This is a genomic window from Nocardioides sp. Z22_16 (assembly GCF_058134365.1).
Genome location: NZ_JBYTTI010000003.1, coordinates 160238 through 185902, shown reverse-complemented (window position 1 = coordinate 185902; position 25665 = coordinate 160238). Strand labels below are relative to the sequence as shown.

Sequence of the window (25665 nt, the reverse complement as noted above, 5' to 3'; positions counted from 1 at the left end):
GACCGTCAGTCGATCACCCCGCAGGCGACGCGGGTGCCGGCGTCGCCGGTGGCGAGCGTGGTCGCGTCCGGCCCCGGCACGCCGCCGGAGGTGTAGCGGTCGGGGATGTTGGCGAAGTTGTCGCTCCCGCTGTGCACCATCACCGCGGAGCCGTCCTCGTCGAGCAGTTCGTCGAGGGTGAAGCGGTCGGTGACGAAGCTGCTCCAAGCGTGGCCGTCGTCGGTGACCAGCAACGGGGGCAGGTCGCCGGCGTGGTCGCCGTGCTCGGGGCTGTCGCCGGTGTAGTGGCCGCCGGCGGTGGTGAAGGGCCCGGCCGGGGCGTCGGCCTCGCAGAGCCCGGTGCTGTGGATGTGGAACCCGTGGAAGCCCGGGATGAGCCCCTGGGCCATGACGTCGACCTGCACGTGGCCGCGCCTCTCGCGCAGCGTCGCCCACCCGATCCGGGCGCCGTCGACGCCGCGGAGCGCGACCCGCTCCACGCCGCCGCGGTGGTGGTGGCCGTGGCCGGGGTGACCCCAGCCGGGCTTGCCGCCGTGCTGTCCGTGATCCTCGCCGCTCTGCTTGCCGCGCGACCGGCTGTCGTCGCCGCCCACCGTCCCGCTCGCCGCGGCGGTCCCGCCGACGAGGACGAGCGCTGCCGCACCTGCCAGGGCGAGCCTGAGTGTCGTGGAGCCTTCACGCATCTTCCTCACACCTTCCCGAGGGTCTGGTCTGATCGGTCCTTCTCCACGGTGGTCCCTCCGGCCCGGCGACGCAACGGTCGGATCGCAGATAGCGCTCAGCGCCGCCGGTAGACCAGGTGGGTGACGTGCGGCGTCGTCCGGTTCGCCACCGGCGTCATCGCCAGGTCGCCCACCCCGTCGAAGACCCGCAGGCCCTCGCCGACGGTGAACGGGACGACGTGCAGCCGCAGCTCGTCGACCGCCCCGGCGGCCAGGTAGGCGTTGAGGGTGGTCACCCCGCCCGCGATCGAGACGCTCCCGTCGCCGGCCGCCTCCCGGGCCTGGGCCAGCGCGGCGTCGTAGCCGTCGGTGACGAAGTGGAACGTGGTGCCGCCGCCCATCACCAGGGGCTCCCGGGGTCGGGAGCAGAGCACGAAGACCGGGGCGTGGTACGGCGGCTCGGGCCCCCACCAGCCCTGCCAGTCCAGGTCCCACTCGCCCCGGTCGGGCCCGAACATGTGGCGGCCCATCACGTAGGCACGGGCCTCCAGGATCGCGTCGATCTCGGCCGCGCTGTCGTCGTGGTGCTCGAGCATCCAGGTGTGCAGCCGATGCCCGACGTGCGGGCCGAAGGGGTGCTCGAACGACTGGTCGCGGCCGGCGCCGACGAGGTCGAGGGAGACGGCGATGTCGGCGGTGACCAGGCTCATCCCAGCAGGCTAGGGAGCGCTCGGCCGACCCGCCAGGACCTGCTCGCGGAGGATGTCGGCGTGCCCGCAGTGCTGGGCCAGCTCGCGCAGCACGTGGAGGTAGACCCAGCGCAGCGGCAGGGGGCCCCGCCGGTTGCCGTGCAGGAGGTCGTCCACGCCCAGCTCTGCCACCGCGCGCCGGGAGGCCTCGCACGCCTCCCGGTAGGACCGGCGGACGGTGTCGATGGTGTCGTCGTCGGCGAGGTCGAAGGAGTCGTCCGGTCCCGCCACGATGCCGAGCTCCTCGCGGGAGCGGCAGGTGACGGCCTCGTCGAACCAGACCCGCTCCACGAACGTCGCGTGCTTGACCAGACCGAGCAGCGTGGTCTTCGAGGGCACCAGGGAGCGGCGCGCCTCCTCGTCGCTCAGCCCGTCCAGGGAGGCGTCGAGGGCGCGCCGGTGCTGATCGCAGAACGTCTCGAGCTGGACCTTGAGCGGCGCGTCGACGACGTCCTCGACGTGGCGGGTGGGAGCGATCATCCGCGGATCCTCGCAGGTCGGCGGCTCAGGGCGGTGCTCACGTGCCGATCTTGCCGTCGATGCCCTCGCGCAGCAGGTCCGCGTGGCCGCAGTGCTGGGCGTACTCGGTGATCATCCGCAGCACCAGCCAGCGCAGGTCGACGTCCTCGTCCCAGTCGAGGGGTCGGGCGACGTCGTCGAGGCCGTGCGCGGCGACGATCTGCCGGGAGACCGCGCACTCGGTGCGCCAGAGGTCGAGGTCGGCCGCGAAGTCGGCGTCCGGGGGCGGGTTGAAGTCCGACTCGTGGCCCTCGGAGACGTCGAAGAGGAAGGGCACGTCGCGGCGCTCGAAGTTCCGCTGGAACCACCACCGCTCGACGTCGGCCAGGTGCCGCACCAGGCCGTGCAGCGACATCGTGGAGGGCGGCATCGACCTGGCCGCGGCCTGGTCGGCCGTGAGGCCGCGACACTTCATCTCGACCGTGGCGCGGTAGTAGTCCAGGTAGGCGGCCAGCGCGTCGCGCTCGCCGGCGACCCGGGGGATCCGCGGCCGGTCGTCGTCGGGCCAGGCCGGCGCGAAGTCGTCGTCGGTCAGGCCGGACTCCGGCCGGACCTCGCCCTGGTCACGGGAAGCGCTCATCCTCGGGACTGTGGCGGACCGGGTCCCCGCTGTCCAGGGGTGGACCCGATCCCACGGACGGACGCCTCACGACGTCCTGGTCGCCAGCTCCTCCAGCCATGCCTGCCAGGCCGGCTCCTCGCGCTGCGCGAAGTCGGCGGCCTCGTCCGAGAAGAGGTAGGCGCGCACCCCGGCGGTCACCGAGCCGGCGTTCTCGGCGTAGTCGTGGACGAAGATGCTGAGCATCCCCGGCACCGGGTCGGTGAGCCGGACCAGCGCCTGCCGCTCGCCCACCCGCTCGACGGTGCCGGCGGAGCCGCGGACCTCGACGTCCGTGCCCTGCTCGCTGAGCCCGAGCCGGCCGGAGAGCGCCTTCCAGACTGCGTCCGCGGTGCCGGGGAGCTCGGTGCTGACCTCCATCAGCGTGGCCTCCTGGCCGGGGAAGTGGGTCAGGTAGAGGCGCAGGTTGTCGAAGAAGGGCATCCAGTTGACGCCCATGTCCTCCCAGAACTCCGACTCCCAGTCGGCGCCGGTGCCGAACCCGCTGCTGGTCACCCGGACGACGCAGGTGCCGCCGGACCGGGCCTCGACGAGGAACTCCGAGGTGAGCGGGCTGAGCTCGTCGGGCTCCTTGCCCATGAGGGCGGCCCAGTCCTCCTGGTAGACGAGCCGGTGCGGCGGCTCCCAGCCGGTGACCTCGCCGTCGGAGCCCATCTCGGGACCCATGCTGAAGTGCAGGGCACCGCCCTCGCGCTCCTCGATCTCGGTCGGCAGGAACCAGGCGCTCATGCCCTTGGCGGTGGCGATGGCCTGCCAGACCTGTTCGGCGGTGCCGGGGACCTCGACGCTGAACTCGAGGCGGTAGGGGACGTGCGGACTGGTGCTCATGAGCTCTCCTCGGGGGTGGCGCCGGTGCTGGGCTCGGTGCTGGGCTCGGGCAGGGGGTGGGCGGCGGCGACGAGGCGGTGCGGGCGGCCGTCGTCGTGGTGGTAGCGGGCGGCGAGGGCGAGCACGGCCGCGGTCAGCTCGTCGGCGAAGGCGGCTCGGTCGGCGGCAGAGCGGAAGCCGATCTCGGTGTCGATGGTGAGCGTGGGCAGACGCTTGCCGGAGGCTCCGGCGCGGCGGGCCAGGGCGCCGACCTCACGGACCACCCGGCCGGCCAGAGCCACCAGGTAGCTCGCAGAGAGGTGGTCGCCGTTGGCGTCGGGGTCGGCGGCGGAGGCGCTGACCGCGGCGGGCGAGACGACGTACGAGGCGGCTGAGGCCCGCAGCACCCGCTCGGTGATGCCGCCGTGCCGCCGCTCCTCGGCGAGCTCGACCAGGCCGTGGGCCTCGAGCGCCTTGAGGTGGTAGTTGACCTTCTGCCGCGCGATGCCGACGCGGGCGGCGAGCCCGGCGGCGGAGGCCGGGACGGCCAGCTCGCCGAGCAGCCGGGCCCGGACCGGGTCGAGGGCGGCCGCGGCCGCCTCGGGGCTCTCGATGACTTCGACGTCTTGCATGACCCGAGCATGATCCTTGACAAAAACTTTTGTCAAGGGGTCCGTCGTCGGCGCTGAGCCGCGGGACGTCATCACGAGGGGTCGTCGGAGCCACCGCTGGCGATGACGTTGCGGCCGACGCTGACGCTGAACGGCGGGACGTCATCACGAGGGGTCGCCGGCGCGACCGTTGCCGATGACGCTACGCAGTGACGCGCTCCGCCACGGTGCTCCGTGGGCTGGCCGTGACCTACACCGGAGCCAGCGGCGTGCGGGGTCCTTCGGGCAGCGTCACCGTGATCGGCTGGCCCGGCGCCACGTCGCCGCCGCGCTCCACGACGGCCATCACCCCGGCCTTGCGGATCACGGTCGGCGTACCGTCCGCGCGGGCGAGCACCACCTTGAGCAGCCCCGGTTGGAACCTGTCGATCTGCACGCACGGGTTGCGCAGCCCCGTCAGCCGGACGACGGGTCCGCCGAGGTCGAGCAGCGTCCCGGTCGGGAGGCCGAGCAGGTCGAGGTCGGCGGTGAGGACGTTCTCGCCGAGGTCGCCCGGACCGAGTTCGTAGCCGAGCGCGCGGGCGTCGTCGAAGAGCTCGGCGTGGATCAGGTGGACCTGTCGCAGGTTGGGCTGGTGGGGGTCGCGGCGCACCCGTGAGCGGTGCTGCACCAGGGCGCCGGCGTGGGCGTCACCGAGCACGCCGAGCCCTGCCACCAGGGTGATCGACTCGGCCGGCACCTTGCTGAAGCGGTGGGTCTCGTCGCGACTCACGGCGACGACACGGGGGGTGGACATACCGCCATCCTGGCAGCGCGGGCCCTCAGCGTCTCCCCGCCGCGGGCGGCGCCGCGGAGCGCCGCACCCGTCGCCACTCCCAGGCGGCCAGGGAGGCCCACAGCACGGTCAGGATCCGGCTGCTCCAGCTGCCGTCGGGAGGAAGGGCGAGGAAGGCGGCGAGCACAGCCAACCCCGAGTAGAGCCACGCCTTGCGGCGGGTGCGGTTCGCCTGGTCGACGGGGAACTGCCCCGCGTAGTCCTCGGGGCGACCGAACTCCTCCTGCAGCGTGGTGCCGGCCTCGAGGGCGTGGGCCTGCGCCTCGGCCACGATCGTGCGCACCCGCGACTCGGGCATGTCGGCGCGCAGGCGCAGGACACCGGCCAGCACCCCGAGCCACTCGTCGTCGTCACGGGGCGCGCGCCAGGTGGCAGGCACCTTCCCGGGGAGCAGGCCGTCGAGGACCTTGCCCGCCAGGGCGCAGGCCGGCACCAGCAGGACGAGCTGCCAGGCGCCGGCCTGCCCGAGGGGGTGCTCCCGGCTCCACCAGATCAGCAGGGCGGTGAGGAGGCTCCCGCCCGCCATGACCGTCCCACCCACCGCGATCGCGACACCGACCGGACGCCGGGCCAGCGTCTTCTCCCAGGCGGTGAGGGCGGTCACCATCACCAGCCCGCCGAGGACGGGGAAGCCGAGGAGTCCGAGGTCGTAGTCGAGCCCCCAGCCCTCCTGGGCCAGCGCCACGACGAGGAAGGCGACCGCGAGCCCGGCGGCGAGGTACATCCCCATCACGGGCACGTCACGCCAGCTCGCGCTCGGGTCGGGGACGACGGACGGCAGTCCCTGGCTCCGGCGTTCGGCGAGCTGCTCGTCCACCCACTCACGCGGCCGGCCGAAGAGATCGGCGGGGGAGTCGCCGGTCTGGGTGATCAGCACCCGGGCGTCGTCGAGGATCTCGTCGCGCACCGGGGCCGCCACCTGCGCGATCGCCAGCTGGACGCGGGCCTCGTCGAGCCAGCGCTTCACGTCTGGAGTGCGCTCGTCGGCGTCGTTCATCGTGTCCCTCCCGTGCTGGTCGATCCCGTCCCAGTCGATCCCGTGTCGCCCTCCGCCATCTCGCTCAGGGTGGCCGCGAGGTCGCGCCACCGCGCCAGCTCCTCGTGGAGCCGCGCGCGACCGGCGGTCGTCAGGTGGTACTCCCGCTTGCCCGGTCCCCCCGTGCCCTCGACCCAGGCGGCCTCGACGCTGCCCGCCTCCTCCAGCCGGTTGAGGACCGGGTAGAGGGACCCGCCCTTCAGCACCCCGAAGCCCTGCGCGGCCAGCTCCTGGGCGATCGCGTACCCGTGCCGGGGCCCCTGGGTCAGGCTGCCCAGCACCGCCAGGTCGAGCCCGGCCCGGATCCAGGGCATCGGCCAGCGGGGCATGTCGGGCATGTATCTAAGTATGCAACATATCTAGATAGGACGCTAGGGAGTGTCCTGGCCCGGTCACTCCGGGTGCTCGGCGAGGCAGAACAGGTTGCCCTCCGGGTCGGCGAGCGTCGTCCACTCCAGCCCCGGCACTTCGTCGAGCACGTCCCAGCGGTGCTCGGCGCCGATCGCGATGAGCCGTTCGACCTCGCTCGCGCGGTTGCCCCACGGCACCACGAAGTCGAGGTGCAAGGTGTTGCCGGACTCCCCGGTGCGGGGCACGAACATCATCCCGAAGCCGCCCGGGGCCGGCAGCAGGATGACCACGCCCGGGGCGGGCGAGGTGGACGGGGTGCCGAGGGCGAGGGACCAGAACCGGCCCAGGGCCTCGGGGTCGTCGGCGGCGACATTGACGGCGCCGAGGCTGATGTGGCTGGTCGGGAGCGACTCCATGTCAGCACGCTAGACCTGGGCCCAGACGGCGTCGACCCGTCGCAACGCCCACGACCGGGCCGGTCCCCGGCTTATGGTCACGCCATGACGAGGGGGCTGACGCGACGCGCGACGCAGGTGGCCGCCGCGGCAGTCGCACTGGTCGCGCTGGGCGGCTGCACCCTCGTCGAGCCCGGTCCGTCGACGGCGGAGCCGTCGAGGGCCACCCAGGCGCCGACCCGGCCCAGCTCGTCCGTGGCCCCTGGCGGCACGGCGGCGGCGCTGCTGGCGACCTTGGAGACCAAGGGCAGGGCGCCGATGACCGGGTACGACCGGGCCCGGTTCGGCCCGGCCTGGCTCGACGCCGACCGCAACGGGTGCGACACCCGCAACGACGTGCTCGCCGCGCACCTGGTCGACCTCGTCCTCGAGCCCGGGACCCGCGACTGCGTGGTCACATCCGGGACGCTCGCCGACCCCTACACCGGGAGCCGGATCGACTTCGTCCACGGCCACGGCGCCCTGGTCGACGTCGACCACGTGGTGGCGCTCGGCAACGCCTGGGCCACCGGCGCCTTCGACTGGGACGTCAGGAAGCGGGCGGCGCTGGCCAACGACCCGCTCAACCTGCTGCCGGTCGACGCCGGGGCGAACCGGCAGAAGCGGGACGGCGACGCCGCCACCTGGCTGCCGCCGCACCGGCCCGTCCGCTGCGACTACGTGGCCCGTCAGGTGAGCGTGAAGGCGAAGTACGGGCTCTGGGTCACCCCCGCCGAGCGCGCCGCGATCGAGCGGGTGCTCGCCAGCTGCCCCGACCAGCCCGCGACCGCGGACTCCGGGACGCCGGTGCGCGTCGACCACGACCTCACCGACCCCGGCGCCCCGGTCTCGCCCGCCCCCGCGGGTGCCCTCCACCTGGAGAACTGCACCGCGGCGCGAGCGGCCGGGCTCGCGCCGGTCCGCCGCGGCGACCCCGGCTACGGACCGCACCTGGACGGCGACGGGGACGGCGTGGCCTGCGAGTAGGCCGTCGAGCATCATGGGTGCATCACGCGAGTGACTACTCTAGAGTGCTCACTCTATGAATCCGGTAGCAGGGAGCACCCCGTCCTCCGCACCGCCCGGCCGCACGGCCGGCCGGCGGGGGTGGCTGCCCTGGTTGGTCGGGGCGGTGGGCCTCGTCATCGCCTACTCGCCGATGTGGCTGCCGCGGCTGAGCCGGGCGGTCGGCGTCGAGCCACCGCTACCCGGTCCCGCGTCGTCGATCCCGTGGAACGTGCTGGCAGTCGCGTGCCTGCTCGCCTACGTGCTGCTCGTCGAGCGTCGTCCCCTCGCCTCGATCGGCCTGCGGCGTCCGCAGGGGAAGGAGGTCGAGTGGGCGCTCTACCTGTTCGGCTTCGCCATGACGTGGCAGTGGGTCGTCCTGACCTTCTGGCCTCCGGAGGAGGACTCCGGCACGGCATCGATCACCTCGCTGCCGGTCCTCGCCGTCCTGGCAATGATCGTCTCCGCCGCCGTCTGCGAGGAGATCGTCTACCGCGGCTATCCGATCGAACGCCTCAGCGAGCTCACCGGACGTCGCTGGGTCGCCTTCGCGCTCACGATGCCGCTCTTCATCGCCCCGCACGTCGCCTTCTTCGGCCCCGCGTGGCTCTGGACGAGCGGCGTCGGCACCGTGGCGCTCTACGTCCTCTACGCGCGGACGCGGAACCTCCCGGCCTGCATGCTGCTGCACCTGTGTCTCAACCTGCCGATCCTCATCCCGACGATCGCCCAGCGCGTCGGCGGATAGGTCGGACAGCGGCGCGGGCGAGGGCCGGCCCCTTGCCGTAGACGCGGTGGGAAAAAACTTCGAGGATCGATGTCGAAGGGCCCGTCAGTCGTTCGACGTGTGTGCAAGAAGCATCTTCCAGCAACCAGTAGGAGTGATCAGGATGCCGCGTTTCATGGGGTTCGTGAGGATGGAGGAGGGCGTCAGCGCGCCGCCGCAGTCGCTCTTCGAGGCGATGGACGCCTACATCGGCGAGCGGGCCGCGAAGGGGGTGTTCCTCGACGGTGGCGGGCTCTACGGCACCGAGGACGCCGTCAACTTCGTGGTGCGTCAGGGCGAGGTCAGCAGGGTCGACGGGCCGTACGCCGAGGCCAAGGAGGTCGTCGGCGGCTGGTCGCTGCTTCAGTACGACAGCCTCGAGGAGGCGGTCGCCGACCAGCGGGAGTTCGCCGAGCTGCACGCCAAGCACTGGCCGGAGGCGACCGTGGTCGCCACGCTGCGGCAGATTTCGGCGGGCCCGGAGGAGGCCGGCGCCTGAGCAGGGCTCGGTCGCGGCGGGGTTCACTACGCTGCCGGTGTGCCGGCAGAGCAGACGGACGACCCGAGCGAGGCCATCGTCGCCACGTGGCGGGCCGAGTCGGCCCGCCTCGTCGGCGCCCTGACCCGGATGACCCGCGACGTCGAGCTCGCGGAGGATCTCGCCCAGGACGCGCTCGTCGCCGCACTCGAGCAGTGGCCGGAGAGCGGCGTGCCGGAGAACCCGGGCGCCTGGCTGATGACGACCGCGAAGCGGCGCGGCATCAACCACTTCCGGCGCGCCGACGTGCTGCGTCGCCGGGTCACTGAGCTCGGGCACGCCGCCGCGGGGGAGGAGGAGGCGATGCCCGACCTCGACGCGCAGGTCGACCACATCGAGGACGACGTCCTGCGACTCATCTTCCTCACCTGCCACCCCGCCCTCACGGCCGAGTCCCGCGCGGCGCTGACGCTCCGGCTGGTGGGAGGGCTCACCACCGCCGAGATCGCCCGCGGGTTCCTGGCGACGGAGTCGGCGATGGGGCAGCGGATCTCCCGGGCCAAGAGGACGCTCTCCGAGGCGCGCGCCGAGTTCGAGCTGCCCACGGGTGCGGAGCGGACCAAGCGGCTCGACGACGTGATGACCGTGATCTACCTGATCTTCAACGAGGGCTACACCGCCACGGCCGGTGAGGACTGGATGCGGCCCGACCTCTCCCACGAGGCGATCCGGCTCGCGCGGATGCTGGCGACGCTGGCGCCCGACGACCCGGAGGTGCTCGGGCTGCAGGCGCTGCTGGAGCTGCAGGGCTCCCGGATGGCGGCCCGGCTCGACGACTCCGGCGCCCCGGTCCTGCTGGAGGCGCAGGACCGCAGCCGATGGGACCGGTCGCTGATCCGCAGCGGTGCCGACGCGCTGCGCCGGGCCGAGCGCCTCGCCGCGCGCGGGAGCCCGGTGGGGAGGTACTTCCTGCAGGCCTCGATCGCCGTGCAGCACGCCCGCGCGGAGCGGGCCGAGGAGACCGACTGGCGCCGGATCGCCGACCTGTACGACGTGCTGGCCGACGCCGCCCCGGGCCCGGTCGTGGAGGTGAACCGCGCCGTCGCGCACGGACGCGCCTTCGGCCCCGACGCCGGCCTGGCCGTGCTCGACCGGCTGGGCGAGGGGGCCCTGGGCGACTCCGCCCTCGTGCCGAGCGTCCGCGGCGACCTGCTGGAGCGCGCGGGGCGCCACGCCGAGGCGGGCGAGGCGTTCACGCGGGCGGCCGCGCTCACCCGGAACGAGCGCGAGCGGGAGCTCCTGCGCGGGCGGGCGCAGCTCAACCTGCGTGGCGGGCCCCGCGCTCCGTGAAGCAGCCCTCACGTCCGGGACCGGACGCGGTGCGCGACTCGTCACGACGGGTGCGCAGCTCGGCGCGCGACCGGTACTCCGCGGTGCTGTTCTTATGCGGGAACGGCAGGTTCGGCACAGGTACGCCGAGGGCACGGCAGAGCGGCTCCCACCCATCGCCCGGCTGCCACTCGACGAGCCGCTCGGGCGCCACCTCCGCGCGGACCGCGGCGTTCCACCGCTCGTAGCCGGCCGTCACGGCGGCCGGGTCGCTGGCGTCGGGGAGCAGGTCGCGGAAGATCGCGCGGAAGAGCGGCACCATCGGGTCCGCCTCCGGCCGCGCGAGGATCTCCCGGGTCCGTGGGACGACGGTGGCCGCCATGCTGCGGTGCCAGGCCTCCGCGCTGCTGCGGGTGGAGAGCAGGACGGGCGCGTCCGGGTAGGCGGCGGCCAGGTCGCGCCAGCAGCTCGACGCCGGGAAGTCGACGGCGGCGGCGTACCCCGCGAGGAAGTCGTCCCAGACCGGCGGCTCGCCCGCGATCGCCGCGACCCAGACGGGTGCCTGCTCCGGGCGGGCGAAGACCTCGCTCATGTGGTGCACGGGTGCGCCCAGCAGGTGCCGCAGCGCCTCGCGGAGCGACGAGGTGCCGGTGCGCGGCAGGCCGGCGCCGATCAGTCGCAGAGTCACCCCGCGAGCGTAGGGCTTTGCGCGTCAGCGCCGCGGTCGCCAGCCCGGTGGATGTACGCCGGGCAGCAGGGGCTGCGGCCCGGCCGTCAGGAGTCGTTGGTGCTGCCAGGCCCAGTGCACGAGCAGGCCAGCGGTCACCGATCCGAGCGAACCGAGCGCGAGGTCGCCCAGGGTGTCGGCGTACCGGTCGACGGCGCCCGAGGTGCTGAGGAAGGCGTAGTACTCGGCGATCTCCCAGGCGAGCGCCGCGGTGACGCCGAAGGCGAGGGAGCGCTCGAGCACCTGTGCGCGGGTCGCCCGCGGGGGCAGGGTGAGGAGGATGAAGGACGCGGTCAGCACGCCGGTGTTGACGAAGTGCATCAGGTCGTCGAAGCGCCGGATCGTGTCGTAGAGGTCCAGCCGGTTGCCGAGGGTGTCGGTGAAGCAGGTCAGGGTCACCATCAGGTCCACGACCCACGGGAACGTCACCCAGTGGCGCCAGCGCAGGTACCACGCGGCCGGGATCACGAACGCCGCCAGCGGATAGCCGACCGCCCGGGCGGTGGCGCCCTTGCCCTCGAGGTGGCCGAGCTCGGGGTACCGGAGCGCGGTGATCAGCAAGCCCACCAGCATCACCTTGGCCGTCACGTCGAGGACGATGACGACGACGGGACCGGGCACGGGGACCGGGACCGCGATCGGAGTGACTTTGCTCACATGGCACACGCTAGCCAGGGGCCACGAATAGGACCTCCGCCGACTCGCCCGGCACCACCCAGCGCGGCGCGGCGGATGCCACTCGGCCGGGATGCGCCGGAATAGTCCCCCGGCGCCGGACCGTTGGCCCCTCATGACCGCCACCCCGATCTCGATCCTCGACCTTGCCCAAGTAGCAGCCGGAGGCAGCGCGGCGGACAGCTTCCGCGCCAGCGTCGAGATCGCCCGGCTCGCGGAGCGCAGCGGCTACCGTCGCGTCTGGTACGCCGAGCACCACAACATGCCGACCATCGCCTCCTCGGCGACCGCTGTGCTGATCGCGCACGTCGCCGCGCACACCTCGACCATCCGGCTGGGTGCCGGCGGCGTGATGCTGCCCAACCACTCCCCGCTGGTGATCGCCGAGCAGTTCGGCACCCTGGCCACGCTGCACCCCGACCGGATCGACCTGGGCCTGGGCCGCGCCCCCGGCAGCGACCAGAACACGATGCGCGCGCTGCGCCGTGACCCGATGTCGGCCGACTCGTTCCCCACCGACGTCCAAGAGCTGCAGGGCTACCTGACGGGCCACTCCAAGATCCCGGGCGTGGACGCCATCCCGGGCAAGGGGACCAACGTGCCGCTCTACATCCTCGGCTCCTCGCTCTTCGGCGCCCAGCTGGCCGCCGCCCTGGGCCTGCCCTACGCCTTCGCCTCGCACTTCGCCCCCCAGGCCCTGACCCAGGCGGTGGCCACCTACCGCCGCAGCTTCCAGCCCTCCGAGCAGCTCGCCGAGCCCTACGTCATCGCCGGCGTCAACGTGGTCGCCGCCGACACGAGCGAGGAGGCGCACGCGCTGCTGCGCGAGTCCCAGCGGCTGCGGGTCACCCAGCTCGTCGGTCGGGGCCGCACCTTCAGCGACGCCGAGGCCGACGCCGTCCTCGACTCCGCGTCGGGCCAGCAGATCAAGCAGATGAGCCACTACACCGCCGTGGGCGACCCGGTCGAGGTGCGCGACTACCTCGACAAGTTCACGGTGCACGCCGACGCCGACGAGCTGATCGTCGCCTCGATGGCGCGCAGCACCGAGGCGACGCTGCGCTCCTTCGAGCTGGTCGCGCCCGCGCCGGAGTCGGCGTAGGCCACCCGGAGCCGGACCCCCGGCGCCCGGATCCGCCCGGTCGGGGAGACTGCGTGCCATGACCTCCCCGCAGACGAGCACCCCCACCAGGACCTCCTCGTACGCCGCCCGCCTGGGCGTGGCGGCGCTGGTGCTCGCCCTGGTCGCGGCGGGGATGTGGTTCGCCTGGCTCGGCTGGGACCAGGAGTACTACCTGGTCGACGGCGAGCGGCAGGGCCCCTACCGTCCGTGGCAGGTGATCGGGTGCGGTGCCTCGATCGCGGTCGCCTCGGTGCTGGCCCTGCTGTGGGTGCGAGCGGCCGGACCGGACAGGCGGGGCGGAGGAGCCGCGGCGGCCGTGGCGCTCTCGCCTGCTGCCGTCTTCGGCTTCGCGGTGCCCTGGGCGGCCGAGGCCGCCTCCTCCGACGACTCCGGCCTGTGGGCCGTCGGGCTGGTGCTGCTGGTCGTCGGCGGCGGGGCGGCGCTGACCGGGCTACTGGGCGTCGCGGCCTTGATCGCGCGCCGGCGCTGACCCTCGCTCGCAGCTGCGACGCACCGAGGCACGGCAGGTGTCCCGGCCCTGGCCGCCGTCGGCGACCTGTCGCGTGCGGGTGGGCGGCGGGTGGTCGAAGACCTTCTTGCTCAGGGTGGCCATGGTGATGCTGTCGGCGCCCGCCTGACCGCGGACGGCGGCGGCGTGGGCCCGGGTGAAGATCCGGTCGGTGCCGGCGCCGCCGGTCACCAGGACCCGCCTGCTGGCCACGACCTGGACGTCGTCCGCCCCGCCGCGGGCGTGGACGGTCACCGAGTCGCCGGTGGCGCTCAAGCGGTCGGGGCCCCGGGTGCCGACCAGCCTGAGGGTGCCGCCCGGCCGGAGGCTCTTGACCCGGAGCCGCTCGAAGTCGAGCAGGGGCCCCGTGCTGGTGGCGCAGCGCAGGTCGCGACCCATCCGGACGACCGCGTCGCGGCACTCGGTGGTCAGGGTGATCCCGTCGGTGCCCGGCCCGCCGTCCAGGGAGCGGAGCCGGAGGCCGGCGCGGCTCGTGCCGGTGTTCACGTTCAGCACGAGCCGGTCGTTGCCGCCGCCGAGTCGCACGTCTCCGATCGTGGGCCGGTCGATCTCGACGACCTCGCGGTCCGCTGAGCCGATGAACGAGATCGTCGGTGAGGGGGCGGCGGCGTACCAGAAACGGAACCGGCGCACCGTGCCGGTCCAGGTGAGCACCTGCTCGCCGTCCACGGTGCCGCGGCGAGCGGTGTTGTCGAGCACGAACTCGCCGGTCATCGGCGGCTGCGGTGCGTCCAGCCACAGCGTGGCATCGGCGGCCGCCGAGACGTCGATCAGCCCGTCGGGTGCCATCGGGCCGCCGTAGGAGACCGCCAGACCGCCACGTCCGAGCGTGATCCGATCGGCGTTGAGCTCCCCGCCGGGTACGAACGAGGACACGGTGTCCCTCCCGTCGCCGGTGTCGATGACGTCGCGATGGGGGACACCGGCGGGCTGCCGCTTCCCCTCCTCCTCCGCGTGGACCGTCTCGGGAGTCGAGTTGCCCTGGAAGGTGTCGTTGCCGGTGCCGAGCTCCACCCACATGGACTGGTGCCTGTAGGTGGTCGCCTCGTTGACCACGACGTCGTCGCCCGGCCCGGCGTCGACCCAGCCGAAGGGCAGCTTGGAGCCGCGGGAGTCGACGGTCCAGTAGGGCAGGGTCAGGCAGATCGTGTCGTCCCCGCCCAGGGCGTCGAACCTGGCCCAGTTTTCCGGCTCCATGGCGACCACGTCGTCCCCCTCCGTCCCGGTCAGGACGTCTAACGAAGCGACGATGGTGACCGGCTTGCCCAGGCAGGTCGCGGCGGCCTGGGCGCCGGCCGGCGGTGGCGCCAGGGGCAGCGCGGACGCGACGCTCGCCAGAGCGACGGCTGGGAGCAGGGCAAGGTGCGGACGCTTCACAAGGACCCCCGTCGTACGTGTCGTGCCGTCGGCTGCTCGTGCGACGGCGTCACATCCGACCACGCCCGGGTGGCGCGGGCAAGGGGTGCGGTGTGCCGTGCTCGTCACTGAGACGTCCCGCCGGTCGACGCACGTCCGGGCGATCTACCCCTACGCTTCGTGCATGTACGCACGGGGGATGGGACTGAAGGCGGCGGCGCTGTCCGCGGCGCTGGTGACGACGGTGCTGGTGACGACTGCGCTGGGGGGACCTGTCGCCGCGGCGACCTCCTCCGAGGCCGCGGCTCCGCCGGGTCAGGAGCCACAGGTGCTCGCCGAGCGCCGCATGACGTTCTCGCCGAACGGCGACGGGGTCCGCGACCGGCTCGCCGTCCGGTTCGAGCTGCCCGTCGCCACGACGGTGCGGATCCGGGTGGCCCCTTCCGACGAGAAGATCGCGCCGTTCACCCGCGTGCTCGGGCGGAAGCCGGCAGGCCGCCACACCTGGACCTGGAACGGTCGCACCCCGCGGGGCAGGCTGGTGTCTCACGGGTACTACCGCGTCGAGGTCATCACGCCGCAGGGTCGCGACGACGCCCTCGCCTCAGCCGATCTGGAGTTCGACGGCTACCTCGGCGTCCAGGAGCTGTACGGCGAGAAGAAGGACGTGGTGCCGAAGGTCTACCCGCGCTCGGTCGACGTCCGCGACCAGGTGCTGCTGGGCGCCGGCGGGTGGACCGACGGCATGAAGCGCGGGGTCGTGACCTTCCGCGACGGCGACAGCAGGGTCGTGCTGCGACGCGAGGTCCGTTTCCGACCGAAGTGGCACACCGACGTGGCGTGGGAGGGGCGTGACGCCCGCGGGGTCCCGCTGCCGCCGGGGCGCTACGTCGCCACCCTGTCGGGCACGGACAGGGTCGGCAACCGGGGTGCCACCAAGCCACTGAAGCTGTGGGTCTCCCAAGACGCGCTGGTGTGGCGGGAGGAGACGCGGACGATGGCCGCGCAGGTGGCCTGGGCTCCGGGTTGCTTCGGCAGCACGTGGCCGGAGTGCTGGGCATACCTCCCGCAGGGCGAGGTGGCGCCCAGCGTCCGGTTCCCCGGCGGGCTGACCCACCGGGCCGACCCCGACGACGACGTCTTCGGGGCGGCGGAGTCCAGCTACTTCGTCCCGGTGCCGAAGGCGGTGCGCGGGGTGGATGCCGTCCGGGTCGCCTTCGCCGGGGAGCCGACCAATCCCGGCGAGACCGACCGCGCACATCTGACCGTCCACTCCTCCCGGACGGACGCCACCGTGGTGTCCTCCAGCAGCGCGGCGCAGACCCAGTGGGACGAGGACCCGGTCTTCGGCGACGGCCAGGGGTGGAGCAGCCGCACGAAGCGTCTGCCTCCCGGCGCCTGGTGGGAGTTCTGGACCGAGGGGGACGACGCCTTCGACGTCGCCACCTTCACCCTGGACCTGCGCTACCTGGTCGTCGAGAAGAAGAAGTAGCCGGAGCCCGGAACGCACGACCGGCGCCGACCCCCGAAGGGATCGACGCCGGTCGGCGTGCAGGGGATGCCGCGTCAGCTCACCGCGTCGAGGGCGTCGACCATGCCCTCACCGAAGTAGCTGTTGTCCGCGTCCGTGCCGACGCACGGCGCGCCCGCGGTGGTGGTGCCGCACGGCTTGTCGTCGGCCTGCGCGCGCAGCCGCTCGATCATCTGAGCCGGCGTGAGCCCGGGGCGGCCACGTCGATGGAGCCGAGGCCGCGGTTGGAGAAGCTGGACAGCCGGCTGTCCATGGTGCCGGCCGGGAACCGCTGCACCGAGGAGACGGTGACGACGCCGTCGAACTCGCCCGGCACCTTCTTGCATGACCTCGTAGCGCGCCATGCCCACCTTGGAGATCACCCCGATCGGCACGGTCCAGAACTCACGCCACGACATCCAGGACTCAGACCACTGGGGCGAGGTCCGCAGCACGATCGTCGTCGACGAGCGGTTCGGTGACGCGGCCCTCCAGGGCCTGGACGGCTTCTCCCACGCCGAGGTGCTCTTCGTCTTCGACCAGATCCCCGAGGTCGACGACCAGCAGGAGCCGCGCCCCTACCGCGGCATCGCCGACCTCCCACCGATGGGCGTCTTCGCCGGTCGCGGGCCGAGGCGGCCCAACCGCCTGGGCGTGACGTGCTGCCGGATCGAGTCGGTCCGCGGCCGGGAGCTCACCGTCGTGGGCCTGGACGCGGTCTCCGGCACTCCGGTGATCGACCTCAAGCCCGTCATCGCCCAGTTCCTGCCGGAGAACGTCGAGCAGCCGGACTGGGTCACGGCCGTGCTCTCGGACTACTTCAAAGCCTGAGACGACCCATATGCCCTCGCAGGGCGACCTGCGGTTCAACTGGGTCGAGGCCGACTTGGCGGCACTGGATCCGAGCGAGGCGAGAGAGCTCGTGGTCGACGTGGTGGGGTGAAGTCCTCTGCGCGGGCGTGTCGCGGCACCGCAGGTCTATGGTCGCTGGGTATGGAGATGCTGAGGGGCGCGCAGATCGCCGAGGCCGAGCTGTCCGACTGGCGCAAGCTCGCCCAGGGCCTCCACGCCCGGTACGTGGTGGACGGCTTCGGCGCGGGCGTACGGTTCGTCGCCGCGGTGGGTGAGGCGGGCGACGCCGTCGGCCACCATCCGCGGGTGACGATCGGCAGGGGGTACGTCGACCTCGAGCTGGTCAGCGACGACGCCGTCTACCGCGACGACGACGGCACCGAGTACGTCGTGGAGTGGGTGACCCAGCAGGACGTCGACCTCGCGCGGCGGATCACCGAGATCGCCGCCGAGCTCGGGCTGGCCGCCGACCCGGCCTCGGTCAGCGAGATCGAGCTCGGCCTCGACACCGCGCAGTCCGGCACCATCGCCCCGGTGTGGGCTGCGCTGCTGACCGGCAGCGCCGACGCCCGGGGTCGTGGCACCCCGAGCGACGAGGTCCGCGACGCCACCGTCCGGGTGCCCAACCTGTGGTTCGGGGACGCCGAAGAGGAGGTGACCCCGGGTCAGCGGTTCCACCTCGAGGTCTACGTGGCCCCCGAGGTGGTCGAGCAGCGGATCGCCGCCGCCGTCGCCGCCGGTGGGACGGTCGTCGACGACAGCGAGGCGCCCTCGGTCACGGTGATCGCCGACCAGGACGGCAACCGGGGCGCGCTCTGCATCGACGCGGCGGCCGCCGGGAAGAGCTGAGCCTCGGCTCCGCCCGAGACGCCGTCTCACCCCTCACTGTCCGGCCGCCCGCGTCGGCTTCGAGGGTGGGCTCAGCCTCGCTTGCAGCGCCGGGTGACCTCGGCGTCGCAGTGGTCCCGCCCGCCGCCACCCCCGTCGGCGCGGTCGCGGCCGGGGCCGCCGACGAGCCGGGCGGCGTACGCGTGGCGCGGCCCCAGCAGCACGTCCGGCCCAGGCCCGCCGAGGGCGAGGAGACGTTGCGGCGGGTGCCACGACGCCGGGCGCTCGAGGTGGATGCGGTCCGCCCCGGGACCTCCCCGCGCCACCCCGTCCTCTGCCGTGAGGGTGAGGCGGTCGGCGCCGGGACCCCCGTCGGCCCGGGCCGTGCCCGCCCAGATCTCGGCTACGTCGGCGCCACCGCGTCCCCGGAACGTCACCTGAGGTGCATAGAGCACCTCGGCGAAGTCGTCGCCGCGGGAGCCGACGATCCTCAGGCGCTGACGCACGCCGCGACTGTGCACCTGGACCCCCTCGAACCCCGGAAGGGCGAGGGAGTCGCCGTCGCACGTCATCCGTTCCGTGAGGCGGATGGTCAGCGACGCGCACCGGTTGCGGACGCTGACGGTGTCGTCGCCCGGCCCGCCGTCGACCGAGCGCGCCGGCAGCGTGTCGACGAGGCTCGCGAACGAGTACGACCGCCCCAGACGGTCGTCGCCGCCGCCCATCCGCACGTCGCCGAAGGTGCCGTTGGGGAAGGTCAGGAGCTCGTCCTCGTCGGAGCCGATGAAGGAGACCGGGAGCGGCCAGTCCCTGGAGCCCTGCGCCCCGAGCTGGAACGCGTCGACGTGTCCCTCCCAGGTCATCACCTCACGACCGTCGACGGTGGCGCGGCGAGTGGCGCCGTCGAGGAGCAGCTCCCCGCGGGCGACCGGCTCCGCTGCGCCGGGGTGCGGCAGGTGCACGCCGACCCAGTCCGCGGCGGAGAAGTCGAGCCGGGCCTCCGGGGCCATCGCACCTCGCTGGTGGAGGACGGCGCCCCCCGGCCCGAAGGTGATGTGGCCGGCATCGAGCCCGCCCTTCGGCGCGGCCGACCACACCGTGTCCGTGAACTCCCAGTCCGTCCACGAGCCCATCCACGAGCGATCCTGCTGGTCCTCGGGCGGACCGGCCGCGCCGCCACCCATGTGGATCACGTCCCGTTGGCTGCCCGGCGGAGGCTTGTCCAGCCCGTTGTACCCGGTCTCGGTGGAGTCGGCGTACACGTGCTCGACGACCAGCGTGCTGCTGCTGCCGGTGAACGTGTCGTCCCCGCTGCCGAGGACGACGTTGACCTCCGACCTGGTCGGGCTGGACTCGTTGACGACGACGTCGTCGCCCGCACCTGCCGCGACGTACCCGACGACTTGCCCCGTCTCGCTGCCCGAGAAGTTGTCGGGGACGGCCAGGCAGATGGTGTCGTCTCCACCCAGCGCATCAAAGGTGTTCCAGGCACCGGGCGTCATGGCGACCACGTCGTCGCCCTCGGTGCCGGTGGTGACCTCCGGGGAGGCGACGATCGTCACCGGCTTGCCCAGGCAGGTGGTCGCCGCCGTCGCACCGGCTGGGGCGAGCGCCCCGCCGAGAGCGAGCACGGGGACGACGGCCGCCAGCGCGACCGCCGGGAGGAGGACACGCTCGGCCAGGTCGTTCAGGATCCCCGTCATGGCGAGAGGCTAGCGGTCGGGCTCCGGGACAGGAGGCCGGTGACGCGCGTTCTGCGCACGTTCGGCATGCGCCCTCGGCCTGGTGCCCACGGGCTCCTGACGCCGAGGCCATTTTGCGCCCGCGCTCCGGCGACCGTCATGATGCGGCCATGTCTGACGACGACGACTTCAACCGGGAGCTGGCGGCCGCTGCGCGCGGCATGCAGGGTGAGGACAGCAGCCAGCAGGCGATGGAGCGGGCGGTGACGATCGCGACCGAGATCATGCCCGGTTGCGAGGCCGCAGGCGTCTGTGTCGTCCACCGCGGGGAGCGTGTCGACACCCATGCCACGAGCACCGACGCGCTTCGCCGGGTCGACGCGCTGCAGCACGAGCTGGCGGAGGGTCCGTGCATCGACGCGTTGCAGGAGCACGACACGGTGGTCAGCGACGACCTCGCCACCGACGCGCGGTGGCCCCGCTGGGGGAGTCGCGTCGCCGAGGAGTCCGGATACCTCAGCATCGTCAGCTACCGCCTGTTCTCCACGGGCAGCAGCCTCGGCGCGCTGAACCTGTACGGCACGAAGAAGTCAGCCTTCAGCAGCGACGACATCAACGACGGCATCGCGCTGGCCGCGCACGTCGGGGTCGCCCTGGCCGGCGCGCAGGAGGTCGAGAACCTGGAGAAGGCGCTCGTGAGCCGGACGATCATCGGCCAGGCCACCGGCATCCTGATGGAGCGCTTCGACCTGACCGCGGACCGAGCGTTCGGCGCTCTCACCCGGATGTCGCAGCAGCGGAACGTGAAGCTGCGCAAGGTGGCCGAGCAGATCCTGGAGACGCGGGCGCTGCCCCACGACTAGGGGTGCGCGGCCGCTTGTCAGCCGCGCTCGCAGCGTCGGGCGACCTCGGCGTCGCAGTAGTCGCGGGCGCCGCCGCGTCCGTCGGCACTGTCACGCCCGGCGCCGCCGACCAGTCGGTCGCCGTGCTCGTCGGTCGCCCCGCGCAGCTCGTCCGGGCCAGGACCGCCCAGGGCGACCCGACGGAACGACGAGGCGGGAAGGCGTTTCATGCTCGCGCCGGACTCGAGCCTGAGGCGGTCGGCGCCGCCCTGCCCCCGCAGCACGACGTTCACGCTGCGGGCGCCGAGGGTGTCGGCTCCCGGACCTCCGTTGACCCGGACGGTCCGACCTCCGACGAATGCCCTGTCGCTCCCACCGCGCCCGTGGAACGTCGCCTTCGCCCCATGCGCGATGACGTGGTCGTCGGCGTCGGTCCCGACGACGACCAGAACGCCGTTCTTCGCCATGTTGCTGACGTAGACGTTGTCGAAACCGGTGAGCGGGATGGTGTCGTCGTCGCACGTCATCCGGGTCGCGACGCGGACCGTCAGGTGCGAGCACCCCCGTCGGAAGGAGACGAGGTCCCGGCCGGGACCGCCGTCGAGGGAGCGCACCCGGTACCAGGCGCGGGACCCGCCCGCCATGCTGTCGTCGCCGCCTCCCAGCCGCACGTCGCGGTAGCCGCCGGAGGTCAGCCAGAGGTGCTCGTCGGCGTCGGAGCCCACGAAGGAGACGGCGCTCTGCCACGACGCGGCTGACTGCTCGCCGAGATCCCACGAGTGGACCGGACCCGTCCACGCCAGCACCTGGACGCCGTCCAGGGTGGCGCGCCCGGCGACGGCGTCGATCACGAGCTCGCTGTCGCTGCCCGGGGTCGACGCGGCCGGGACGGCCGGGAGGACCAGCCGGGTCGAGGTGGCCGCGGAGACGTCCAGGCGCCCCGACGGGGCCATCGCGCCGCGGTATTCGACGCTTGCGCCGCCGGGCCCGAAGGTGAGGTCGTCGGCGTTCAGCCCGTCGACGGGTGGGACAGACCAGACCGTGTCCGCGCCCCGCGCCGCCCGCCGGGGGGCGCCCCCCATGTCGATCACGTCGCGCTGGCTGCCCGCTGGTGCCGTGACGGCGTCCCCCCCATCCTCGTAGTCTGCGTAGACGGTCTCGACCATCGGGGCGCCGGTGAACGTGTCGTCGCCCTCGCCGAGGTAGACCGTCATCATGGAGTCGGACGGGCCGGCGCCCGACTCGTTGACCACCACGTCGTGGCCGGGCCCGGCGTTCACCAGGCCGAACGAGCCCGGCCCCTCCCGGCCCACCCGGGAGCGGCCGACGGCCAGGCAGATGGTGTCGTCGCCGCCCAGGGCGTCGAACGTCTCCCACGCCCCCGGCGTCATCGCCACCACGTCATCGCCCTCGGTGCCGGTGGTGACCTCCGTCGTGGCGACGATCGTCACCGGCTTCCCCTGGCAGGTCGTCGCGGCGCTCGCGGCGGCCGGCGCGAGCGCCCCGCCCAGAGCGAGGGCGGGGACGACGGTCGCCAGCGCGACCGCCGGCGAGATGACAAGGCGTGCACGCTTCACAAGGACCCCCGTGGTGCTTCGTGTCGAGCAGCCGTCGTCCGGCGGCTCCACATCCGACCACACCCGCGCGGGCCCGGCAAGGATCCCGGGCTTCTGTCCGCCGGGGCTGCCATAGTGCGGGCATGCGGATCTCAGGACCAGTGGCGGCGGTACGGCGGGCCTATCGGGCGAGCGGGGCCGACCGGCCCTTCGGCGACCCGCTGCCCGCGCACGGCGTGGCGATGGAGGGCTACTTCTGGCGGTTCACCGACCCGGCCTCGGGGCGGGTCCTGATCACCCTCAACGGGGTGAACCGGGCCGCCGACGGGGTCTGGTCGACGATCGGTCTCGCGGCGCACCCCCACGGCTTCCTGCGGACGGTGGCCCACCCGACCGGCGCCGCCGGTGTGGACGCGCTGGGCGTCTTCTCCGGGGAGGCGTTCCACGGGACCCCCGACGGCGTCCGCGTCGACCTCGGACCGCAGGCGCAGCTCGAGGCGACCATCAGTGACGCCACCCCGTGGCCCCGGCGCAGCTTCGGCGGGTCGAGCGTCTTCCAGGCCGTGCCGGGGCTCAACCAGTACTGGCACCCGTGGCTCCTCGGCGGCACCGCGCACGGCAAGGCGGTCGTCGGGGACGAGACGTGGGAGCTCGACGGCTGGTCGGTCTACGCGGAGAAGAACTGGGGGAAGGGCGGCTTCCCCGACTCCTGGTGGTGGGGACAGGCGCAGGGCTTCGCCGAGCCGTCGGTCTGCGTGGCCTTCGCGGGCGGCGAGGTGAGCGCCGGACCGCTGCGCACCACGGTGACGGCGGTCGTGGTCCTCCTGCCGGACGGGCGGCTCCTCCGGCTGGGCGACCCGGTGGTCTCACCGGTCCGCGCCGAGGTCACCGACGAGCGTTGGCTGCTGCGGGGGCGCAGCGCCCAGTGGGCGGTCGAGATCGAGGGGATCGGCAGCCTGGCCCAGGCCCACGTGCTCCCGGTCCCGCTGCCGGCCGAGCGGCGCAACATCGCCGGGGCGATCGAGCACCTCGGGGCGAGCATGCGCGTCTCGGTACGGCGTTGTGGACGTCTGGTCTGGCAGGGCGAGTCGCACCTCGCCGCCCTCGAGCACGGCGGCATCGACCGGGCGCAGGCCGAGGTGGCACGCCGCGGCCACGGGCCGGACGCCGTGGACGCCCCGCCGTTGAGCCGCTGATCGCGAGGGAGCTAGCTGTACTCCGCCAGGTCGGCGGCGATCGCGTCCAGCCGGCCGTGGAACTGGTGGCCGCCGCTCGGGTGCTCGACCGTGCGCGCCGACGGCAGGCGGGCGGCGTGCAGCGCGAGGTGGTCGACCGGCACCACCTCGTCGTCGAGGCAGTGGTGCAGCGCCACCTCCATCGCCGGCTCCGGACCGCGGCGGGCGTAGTGCGGCACGTCCCAGCCGTCGGGCGACCAGTCCGGCATCGCCAGCAGCAGCGCCCGCCGCGGGGACCACGCCCGCTCGGCCAGCACCCGCTCGAGGATGGTGGCCCCGAAGGAGTGGCCCACGACCACGTCGTCGGGCTCCAGCGACGCCAGGTGACGGCGTACCGGGTTGGCCCAGGCCTGGACGCCCATGTCCTCGTCGGCGAACCGCGGCATCTCCACCCGCACTCCCAGGCTGTCGCCGAGTCCGTCGCGGATTGCCTGGTCGTCGCGGAACCCGCCCGCGCCGTGGATGAGGAGCACCTGCATCACTCCACGGTAGGGACCAGGGCAGCCGGTGTCAGCACCCGTGCGCGCGATGTATGTCAGCCGGGGACCTGGGCGGTGTACTCCGGGTGTCCGTAGCCGCGGAGCCGGCGTCGCAGGGTCGCCACCACGTAGCGGTCGGTGACCCGGGAGAGGAGCGGGACGCCGGAGATCCGGCGGACGAGCAGCACCCGGCCGATCAGGAACGGCAGCATCACCGAGGCGCGGAGCTGGTCGGCGCGGGTCACGTGGACGCCCATCCGGGCGGCGCGGTCGAAGTCGCCCTGGAGGAAGGCCCGCACGAAGGTGATGGTCGCGAAGCTCCGCTCGAACCGCTCCACGGTCCGCCCCCACCGGCCGGCGTCGGGGTGGAGCCGGGCCGCCAGGGTGGAGCGGACCAGCGCCCCGCAGGTCTCGTCGTCGAAGGAGCTGCGCAGGGTCGCGGCGCGCGCCTTGAAGACCCGGATGACCCCCTTCGGGTCCTCGGGCAGCAGCTCGGCGGGCAGGCCGAGCAGGAAGCAGCGGTAGCGCGCCAGCTCGATCATCGCCCGCTCGCGCGCGTCGAACTCCTCGCGGCCGGCCTTCACCGCCTTGACCGAGATGAGGAAGCTGCTGATCAGCCCCGCCGGCATCTGGTCGACCTGGGGGATGGGGGTGCCGTGGGTGGCGTGGTTCCACTTGCCCGAGCGCAGTGCGTGGACGCGCACCGTGGAGTGCATGAGCCGCACCATGGCGGCCGCCTCGAAGCCGGGGCCGCGGCGGTCGGTCCCGCCGGGCAGCACGGTCGCGGCGAAGAACGACGCGGTCTCCTTCACCCGGCGTGCCGAGGTCTCGCCGGTCAGCGCGCCGGTGAGCGCCATCGGCAGCGCGGCGTAGGCGTTGAGGAAGGTGGCCAGGAACGCGCCGCGGATCACGAAGGGGGTCACCAGGGCGGCGTCGATCCGCTCCCAGCGGGCACCCTCCTCGAGGAGGGTGGGGTCGATCCAGTCGGGTCGCTCCTCCATCGCGGCCATCAGGGCGCGCAGCTGCGGCGGGGCGTCGGGCACCGCGTCGATGCCCTCGCGGCACGCCGTCTGGAGCATGGTGATGAGGCCCCGCATCCCGTGCTCGGGCAGGAGCATGGCGTAGGCGTCGGCGACGGCGTCCCCCAACCGGGTGGCGGTCACCATCAGGTCCATCAGCTCGGTGTCGGCGAGCAGCTCGGCGCGGTCCGCGCCCTCGACGTCGTCCAGGTCGTTGGGATCGTCGAGCCCCAGCGCGAGGCGCTCGGGCAGGTGCTCGGGGTCGAACGCGGCGTACAGGGCGGGGAGCAGCTCCCGCTGCCGCAGGACTCGCTGCGACAGTGCCTGCTGCGTCATGGACGCTCCTCCCGGTCGGTGCTCTCCAGCCTAGGTGGGGGAGGGGCATCGCGCGCGGGACACGGCGCAGGCGGGCCGCCTCAGACCGCGGCCGCCCCGGCAGAGGAGTCCCGCTCCGCGGCGCGGTGTGCCATCACTCCCAGACCGATCAGGACGGCGACATCCTCGGGGACGGCCGTGGCGGAGACCTCGATGGTGCCACTGGTCCGCAGCAGGCCGCCGAGCTTCAGCGACATCGCCTGGGTGCCGTCGACGTCCTCCCAGGAGAGCTGCCGTGCGAACACCCCACTGATCCTGAGTCGGTAACGACGGCCGCCCACCTCGGCATCACCTCGGCCCAGCAGGCCGGTCTCACGGAACTCACCGACCGCCTTTCCCTCCGCGGTCTCGGCGAGCACGGTGCGGCCGAGCAGGCCCGACGTGGAGAAGGTCAGCCGATCGGGCCCCAGGCTCAGGTGGGCCGACCGCGTGAGGACGCCGTGGAACGTGATGGTCCCCTGGTGGCCGCTGTCGTCGACGAGCCGGAGCGAGGAGCTCACCAGAGAGGGTCGGGTCACTGTGATCGTGCGCCCCATGGTTGCTCCTCCTCGACTGCGTCTTCTCGGCTGCGTCGGACGTCTCGATCGAGGGTAGGGCCGCGCGGGACAGGAGCGAGTCGCTGATTTCGGGTAGTCGACGTGAATCTGAGCGCCCGGGTCGTCGGCGGAAACCGCGG

31 protein-coding genes are annotated in these 25665 nt (G+C 73.3%); 11 read left to right on the top strand and 20 right to left on the bottom strand.

All coding sequences use genetic code 11. The features are described from left to right. Positions 1 to 5 precede the first annotated feature (5 nt). From AC3X7R_RS09245 to AC3X7R_RS09200, 10 genes are all read right to left on the bottom strand, one after another. Positions 6 to 683, bottom strand: coding sequence for a superoxide dismutase family protein (locus tag AC3X7R_RS09245; RefSeq protein ID WP_489965333.1), 678 nt, complete (start codon positions 681 to 683; stop codon positions 6 to 8). A gap of 95 nt (positions 684 to 778) precedes the next feature. After that, positions 779 to 1372 (bottom strand): dihydrofolate reductase family protein, encoded by a 594-nt coding sequence (locus AC3X7R_RS09240; RefSeq protein ID WP_489965332.1) that lies wholly within the window; start codon positions 1370 to 1372, stop codon positions 779 to 781. A gap of 9 nt (positions 1373 to 1381) precedes the next feature. Next, on the bottom strand, positions 1382 to 1891 hold the full coding sequence (locus tag AC3X7R_RS09235) for a DinB family protein (RefSeq protein WP_489965331.1): 510 nt from the start codon (positions 1889 to 1891) through the stop codon (positions 1382 to 1384). A 37-nt stretch (positions 1892 to 1928) separates the two neighbouring features. Then, the gene (locus tag AC3X7R_RS09230; protein ID WP_489965330.1) at positions 1929 to 2510 is read right to left on the bottom strand and encodes a DinB family protein; all 582 of its coding nucleotides are present in this window, start codon (positions 2508 to 2510) and stop codon (positions 1929 to 1931) included. 66 nt (positions 2511 to 2576) lie between these two features. Further along, positions 2577 to 3377 (bottom strand): SRPBCC family protein, encoded by an 801-nt coding sequence (locus AC3X7R_RS09225; protein ID WP_489965329.1) that lies wholly within the window; start codon positions 3375 to 3377, stop codon positions 2577 to 2579. After that, a complete protein-coding gene (locus AC3X7R_RS09220) occupies positions 3374 to 3988 on the bottom strand; it encodes a winged helix-turn-helix domain-containing protein (protein WP_489965328.1) in 615 nt (204 codons plus the stop codon). The genes AC3X7R_RS09225 and AC3X7R_RS09220 overlap by 4 nt, the downstream gene beginning before the upstream one ends. Before the next feature lie 229 nt (positions 3989 to 4217). Beyond that, positions 4218 to 4763 (bottom strand): MOSC domain-containing protein, encoded by a 546-nt coding sequence (locus AC3X7R_RS09215; RefSeq protein ID WP_489965327.1) that lies wholly within the window; start codon positions 4761 to 4763, stop codon positions 4218 to 4220. Between the two features lie 25 nt (positions 4764 to 4788). Then, a complete protein-coding gene (locus tag AC3X7R_RS09210; RefSeq protein ID WP_489965326.1) occupies positions 4789 to 5799 on the bottom strand; it encodes a hypothetical protein in 1011 nt (336 codons plus the stop codon). Then, positions 5796 to 6176, bottom strand: coding sequence for a PadR family transcriptional regulator (locus AC3X7R_RS09205; protein WP_489965325.1), 381 nt, complete (start codon positions 6174 to 6176; stop codon positions 5796 to 5798). Before AC3X7R_RS09205 ends, AC3X7R_RS09210 begins: the two co-directional genes overlap by 4 nt. 54 nt (positions 6177 to 6230) lie before the next feature. Further along, positions 6231 to 6605: a VOC family protein gene (locus AC3X7R_RS09200; RefSeq protein ID WP_489965324.1), complete on the bottom strand. Its 375-nt coding sequence runs from the start codon at positions 6603 to 6605 to the stop codon at positions 6231 to 6233. Positions 6606 to 6689: 84 nt separating this feature from the next. On the opposite strand from AC3X7R_RS09200, the gene AC3X7R_RS09195 reads away from it, so the two are divergent. The 4 genes from AC3X7R_RS09195 to AC3X7R_RS09180 all read left to right on the top strand — a co-directional run bounded on the left by AC3X7R_RS09195 (position 6690) and on the right by AC3X7R_RS09180 (position 10222). After that, complete coding sequence (locus tag AC3X7R_RS09195; protein ID WP_489965323.1) at positions 6690 to 7610, top strand: excalibur calcium-binding domain-containing protein; 921 nt, start codon at positions 6690 to 6692, stop codon at positions 7608 to 7610. A 55-nt stretch (positions 7611 to 7665) separates the two neighbouring features. Next, complete coding sequence (locus AC3X7R_RS09190) at positions 7666 to 8376, top strand: CPBP family intramembrane glutamic endopeptidase (RefSeq protein ID WP_489965322.1); 711 nt, start codon at positions 7666 to 7668, stop codon at positions 8374 to 8376. A 154-nt stretch (positions 8377 to 8530) separates the two neighbouring features. Beyond that, positions 8531 to 8893: a YciI family protein gene (locus AC3X7R_RS09185; protein ID WP_489965321.1), complete on the top strand. Its 363-nt coding sequence runs from the start codon at positions 8531 to 8533 to the stop codon at positions 8891 to 8893. A gap of 39 nt (positions 8894 to 8932) precedes the next feature. After that, a complete protein-coding gene (locus tag AC3X7R_RS09180; RefSeq protein WP_489965320.1) occupies positions 8933 to 10222 on the top strand; it encodes an RNA polymerase sigma factor in 1290 nt (429 codons plus the stop codon). Here AC3X7R_RS09180 and AC3X7R_RS09175 read toward each other — a convergent pair. Together AC3X7R_RS09175 and AC3X7R_RS09170 are read right to left on the bottom strand one after the other, a co-directional pair. Continuing rightward, complete coding sequence (locus tag AC3X7R_RS09175) at positions 10191 to 10889, bottom strand: sulfotransferase family protein (RefSeq protein ID WP_489965319.1); 699 nt, start codon at positions 10887 to 10889, stop codon at positions 10191 to 10193. The two genes, AC3X7R_RS09180 and AC3X7R_RS09175, sit on opposite strands and share 32 nt — an antisense overlap. Positions 10890 to 10913: 24 nt before the next feature. Continuing rightward, complete coding sequence (locus tag AC3X7R_RS09170) at positions 10914 to 11585, bottom strand: DUF2238 domain-containing protein (protein WP_489965318.1); 672 nt, start codon at positions 11583 to 11585, stop codon at positions 10914 to 10916. 133 nt (positions 11586 to 11718) lie between these two features. Between AC3X7R_RS09170 and AC3X7R_RS09165 the strand changes: the two genes are divergently transcribed. Then, positions 11719 to 12705 (top strand): LLM class flavin-dependent oxidoreductase, encoded by a 987-nt coding sequence (locus AC3X7R_RS09165; RefSeq protein ID WP_489965317.1) that lies wholly within the window; start codon positions 11719 to 11721, stop codon positions 12703 to 12705. Between the two features lie 58 nt (positions 12706 to 12763). Beyond that, on the top strand, positions 12764 to 13216 hold the full coding sequence (locus AC3X7R_RS09160; RefSeq protein WP_489965316.1) for a hypothetical protein: 453 nt from the start codon (positions 12764 to 12766) through the stop codon (positions 13214 to 13216). Here the strand turns inward: AC3X7R_RS09160 and AC3X7R_RS09155 are convergent. Further along, a complete protein-coding gene (locus tag AC3X7R_RS09155; protein ID WP_489965315.1) occupies positions 13178 to 14632 on the bottom strand; it encodes a hypothetical protein in 1455 nt (484 codons plus the stop codon). The genes AC3X7R_RS09160 and AC3X7R_RS09155 overlap by 39 nt on opposite strands. A gap of 163 nt (positions 14633 to 14795) precedes the next feature. Here AC3X7R_RS09155 and AC3X7R_RS09150 point away from each other — a divergent pair, with 163 nt between their 5' ends. Then, positions 14796 to 16103, top strand: coding sequence for a flagellar hook assembly protein FlgD (locus tag AC3X7R_RS09150; RefSeq protein ID WP_489965313.1), 1308 nt, complete (start codon positions 14796 to 14798; stop codon positions 16101 to 16103). A 74-nt stretch (positions 16104 to 16177) separates the two neighbouring features. On the opposite strand, the gene AC3X7R_RS09145 is transcribed toward AC3X7R_RS09150, so the two are convergent. Next, complete coding sequence (locus AC3X7R_RS09145) at positions 16178 to 16315, bottom strand: hypothetical protein (protein ID WP_489965311.1); 138 nt, start codon at positions 16313 to 16315, stop codon at positions 16178 to 16180. After that, positions 16312 to 16458 carry a hypothetical protein gene (locus AC3X7R_RS09140; protein WP_489965310.1) on the bottom strand — a complete coding sequence of 49 codons (147 nt, stop codon included), beginning with the start codon at positions 16456 to 16458 and terminating at the stop codon, positions 16312 to 16314. The genes AC3X7R_RS09145 and AC3X7R_RS09140 overlap by 4 nt, the downstream gene beginning before the upstream one ends. A 26-nt stretch (positions 16459 to 16484) precedes the next feature. On the opposite strand from AC3X7R_RS09140, the gene AC3X7R_RS09135 reads away from it, so the two are divergent. Together AC3X7R_RS09135 and AC3X7R_RS09130 are read left to right on the top strand one after the other, a co-directional pair. After that, complete coding sequence (locus AC3X7R_RS09135) at positions 16485 to 16952, top strand: SAM-dependent methyltransferase (RefSeq protein ID WP_489965309.1); 468 nt, start codon at positions 16485 to 16487, stop codon at positions 16950 to 16952. Between the two features lie 162 nt (positions 16953 to 17114). Then, positions 17115 to 17822 (top strand): 4a-hydroxytetrahydrobiopterin dehydratase, encoded by a 708-nt coding sequence (locus tag AC3X7R_RS09130; RefSeq protein ID WP_489965308.1) that lies wholly within the window; start codon positions 17115 to 17117, stop codon positions 17820 to 17822. Between the two features lie 71 nt (positions 17823 to 17893). On the opposite strand, the gene AC3X7R_RS09125 is transcribed toward AC3X7R_RS09130, so the two are convergent. Then, on the bottom strand, positions 17894 to 19504 hold the full coding sequence (locus tag AC3X7R_RS09125) for a hypothetical protein (protein WP_489965307.1): 1611 nt from the start codon (positions 19502 to 19504) through the stop codon (positions 17894 to 17896). Between the two features lie 149 nt (positions 19505 to 19653). Between AC3X7R_RS09125 and AC3X7R_RS09120 the strand changes: the two genes are divergently transcribed. After that, positions 19654 to 20346: a GAF and ANTAR domain-containing protein gene (locus AC3X7R_RS09120; RefSeq protein ID WP_489965306.1), complete on the top strand. Its 693-nt coding sequence runs from the start codon at positions 19654 to 19656 to the stop codon at positions 20344 to 20346. Positions 20347 to 20363: 17 nt separating this feature from the next. On the opposite strand, the gene AC3X7R_RS09115 is transcribed toward AC3X7R_RS09120, so the two are convergent. Continuing rightward, positions 20364 to 21902, bottom strand: a complete 1539-nt coding sequence (locus tag AC3X7R_RS09115) for a hypothetical protein (RefSeq protein ID WP_489965305.1) — start codon at positions 21900 to 21902, stop codon at positions 20364 to 20366. A gap of 122 nt (positions 21903 to 22024) precedes the next feature. Between AC3X7R_RS09115 and AC3X7R_RS09110 the strand changes: the two genes are divergently transcribed. Continuing rightward, a complete protein-coding gene (locus AC3X7R_RS09110; protein ID WP_489965304.1) occupies positions 22025 to 23077 on the top strand; it encodes a tocopherol cyclase family protein in 1053 nt (350 codons plus the stop codon). 11 nt (positions 23078 to 23088) lie between these two features. Here the strand turns inward: AC3X7R_RS09110 and AC3X7R_RS09105 are convergent, their stop codons facing one another. The 3 genes from AC3X7R_RS09105 to AC3X7R_RS09095 form a co-directional block, all read right to left on the bottom strand. Continuing rightward, positions 23089 to 23595 carry an alpha/beta hydrolase gene (locus AC3X7R_RS09105; RefSeq protein ID WP_489965303.1) on the bottom strand — a complete coding sequence of 169 codons (507 nt, stop codon included), beginning with the start codon at positions 23593 to 23595 and terminating at the stop codon, positions 23089 to 23091. Between the two features lie 56 nt (positions 23596 to 23651). Further along, positions 23652 to 24950 (bottom strand): oxygenase MpaB family protein, encoded by a 1299-nt coding sequence (locus AC3X7R_RS09100; protein ID WP_489965302.1) that lies wholly within the window; start codon positions 24948 to 24950, stop codon positions 23652 to 23654. A gap of 80 nt (positions 24951 to 25030) precedes the next feature. Next, positions 25031 to 25489 (bottom strand): hypothetical protein, encoded by a 459-nt coding sequence (locus tag AC3X7R_RS09095; RefSeq protein ID WP_489965301.1) that lies wholly within the window; start codon positions 25487 to 25489, stop codon positions 25031 to 25033. Between the last annotated feature and the right edge of the window lie 176 nt (positions 25490 to 25665).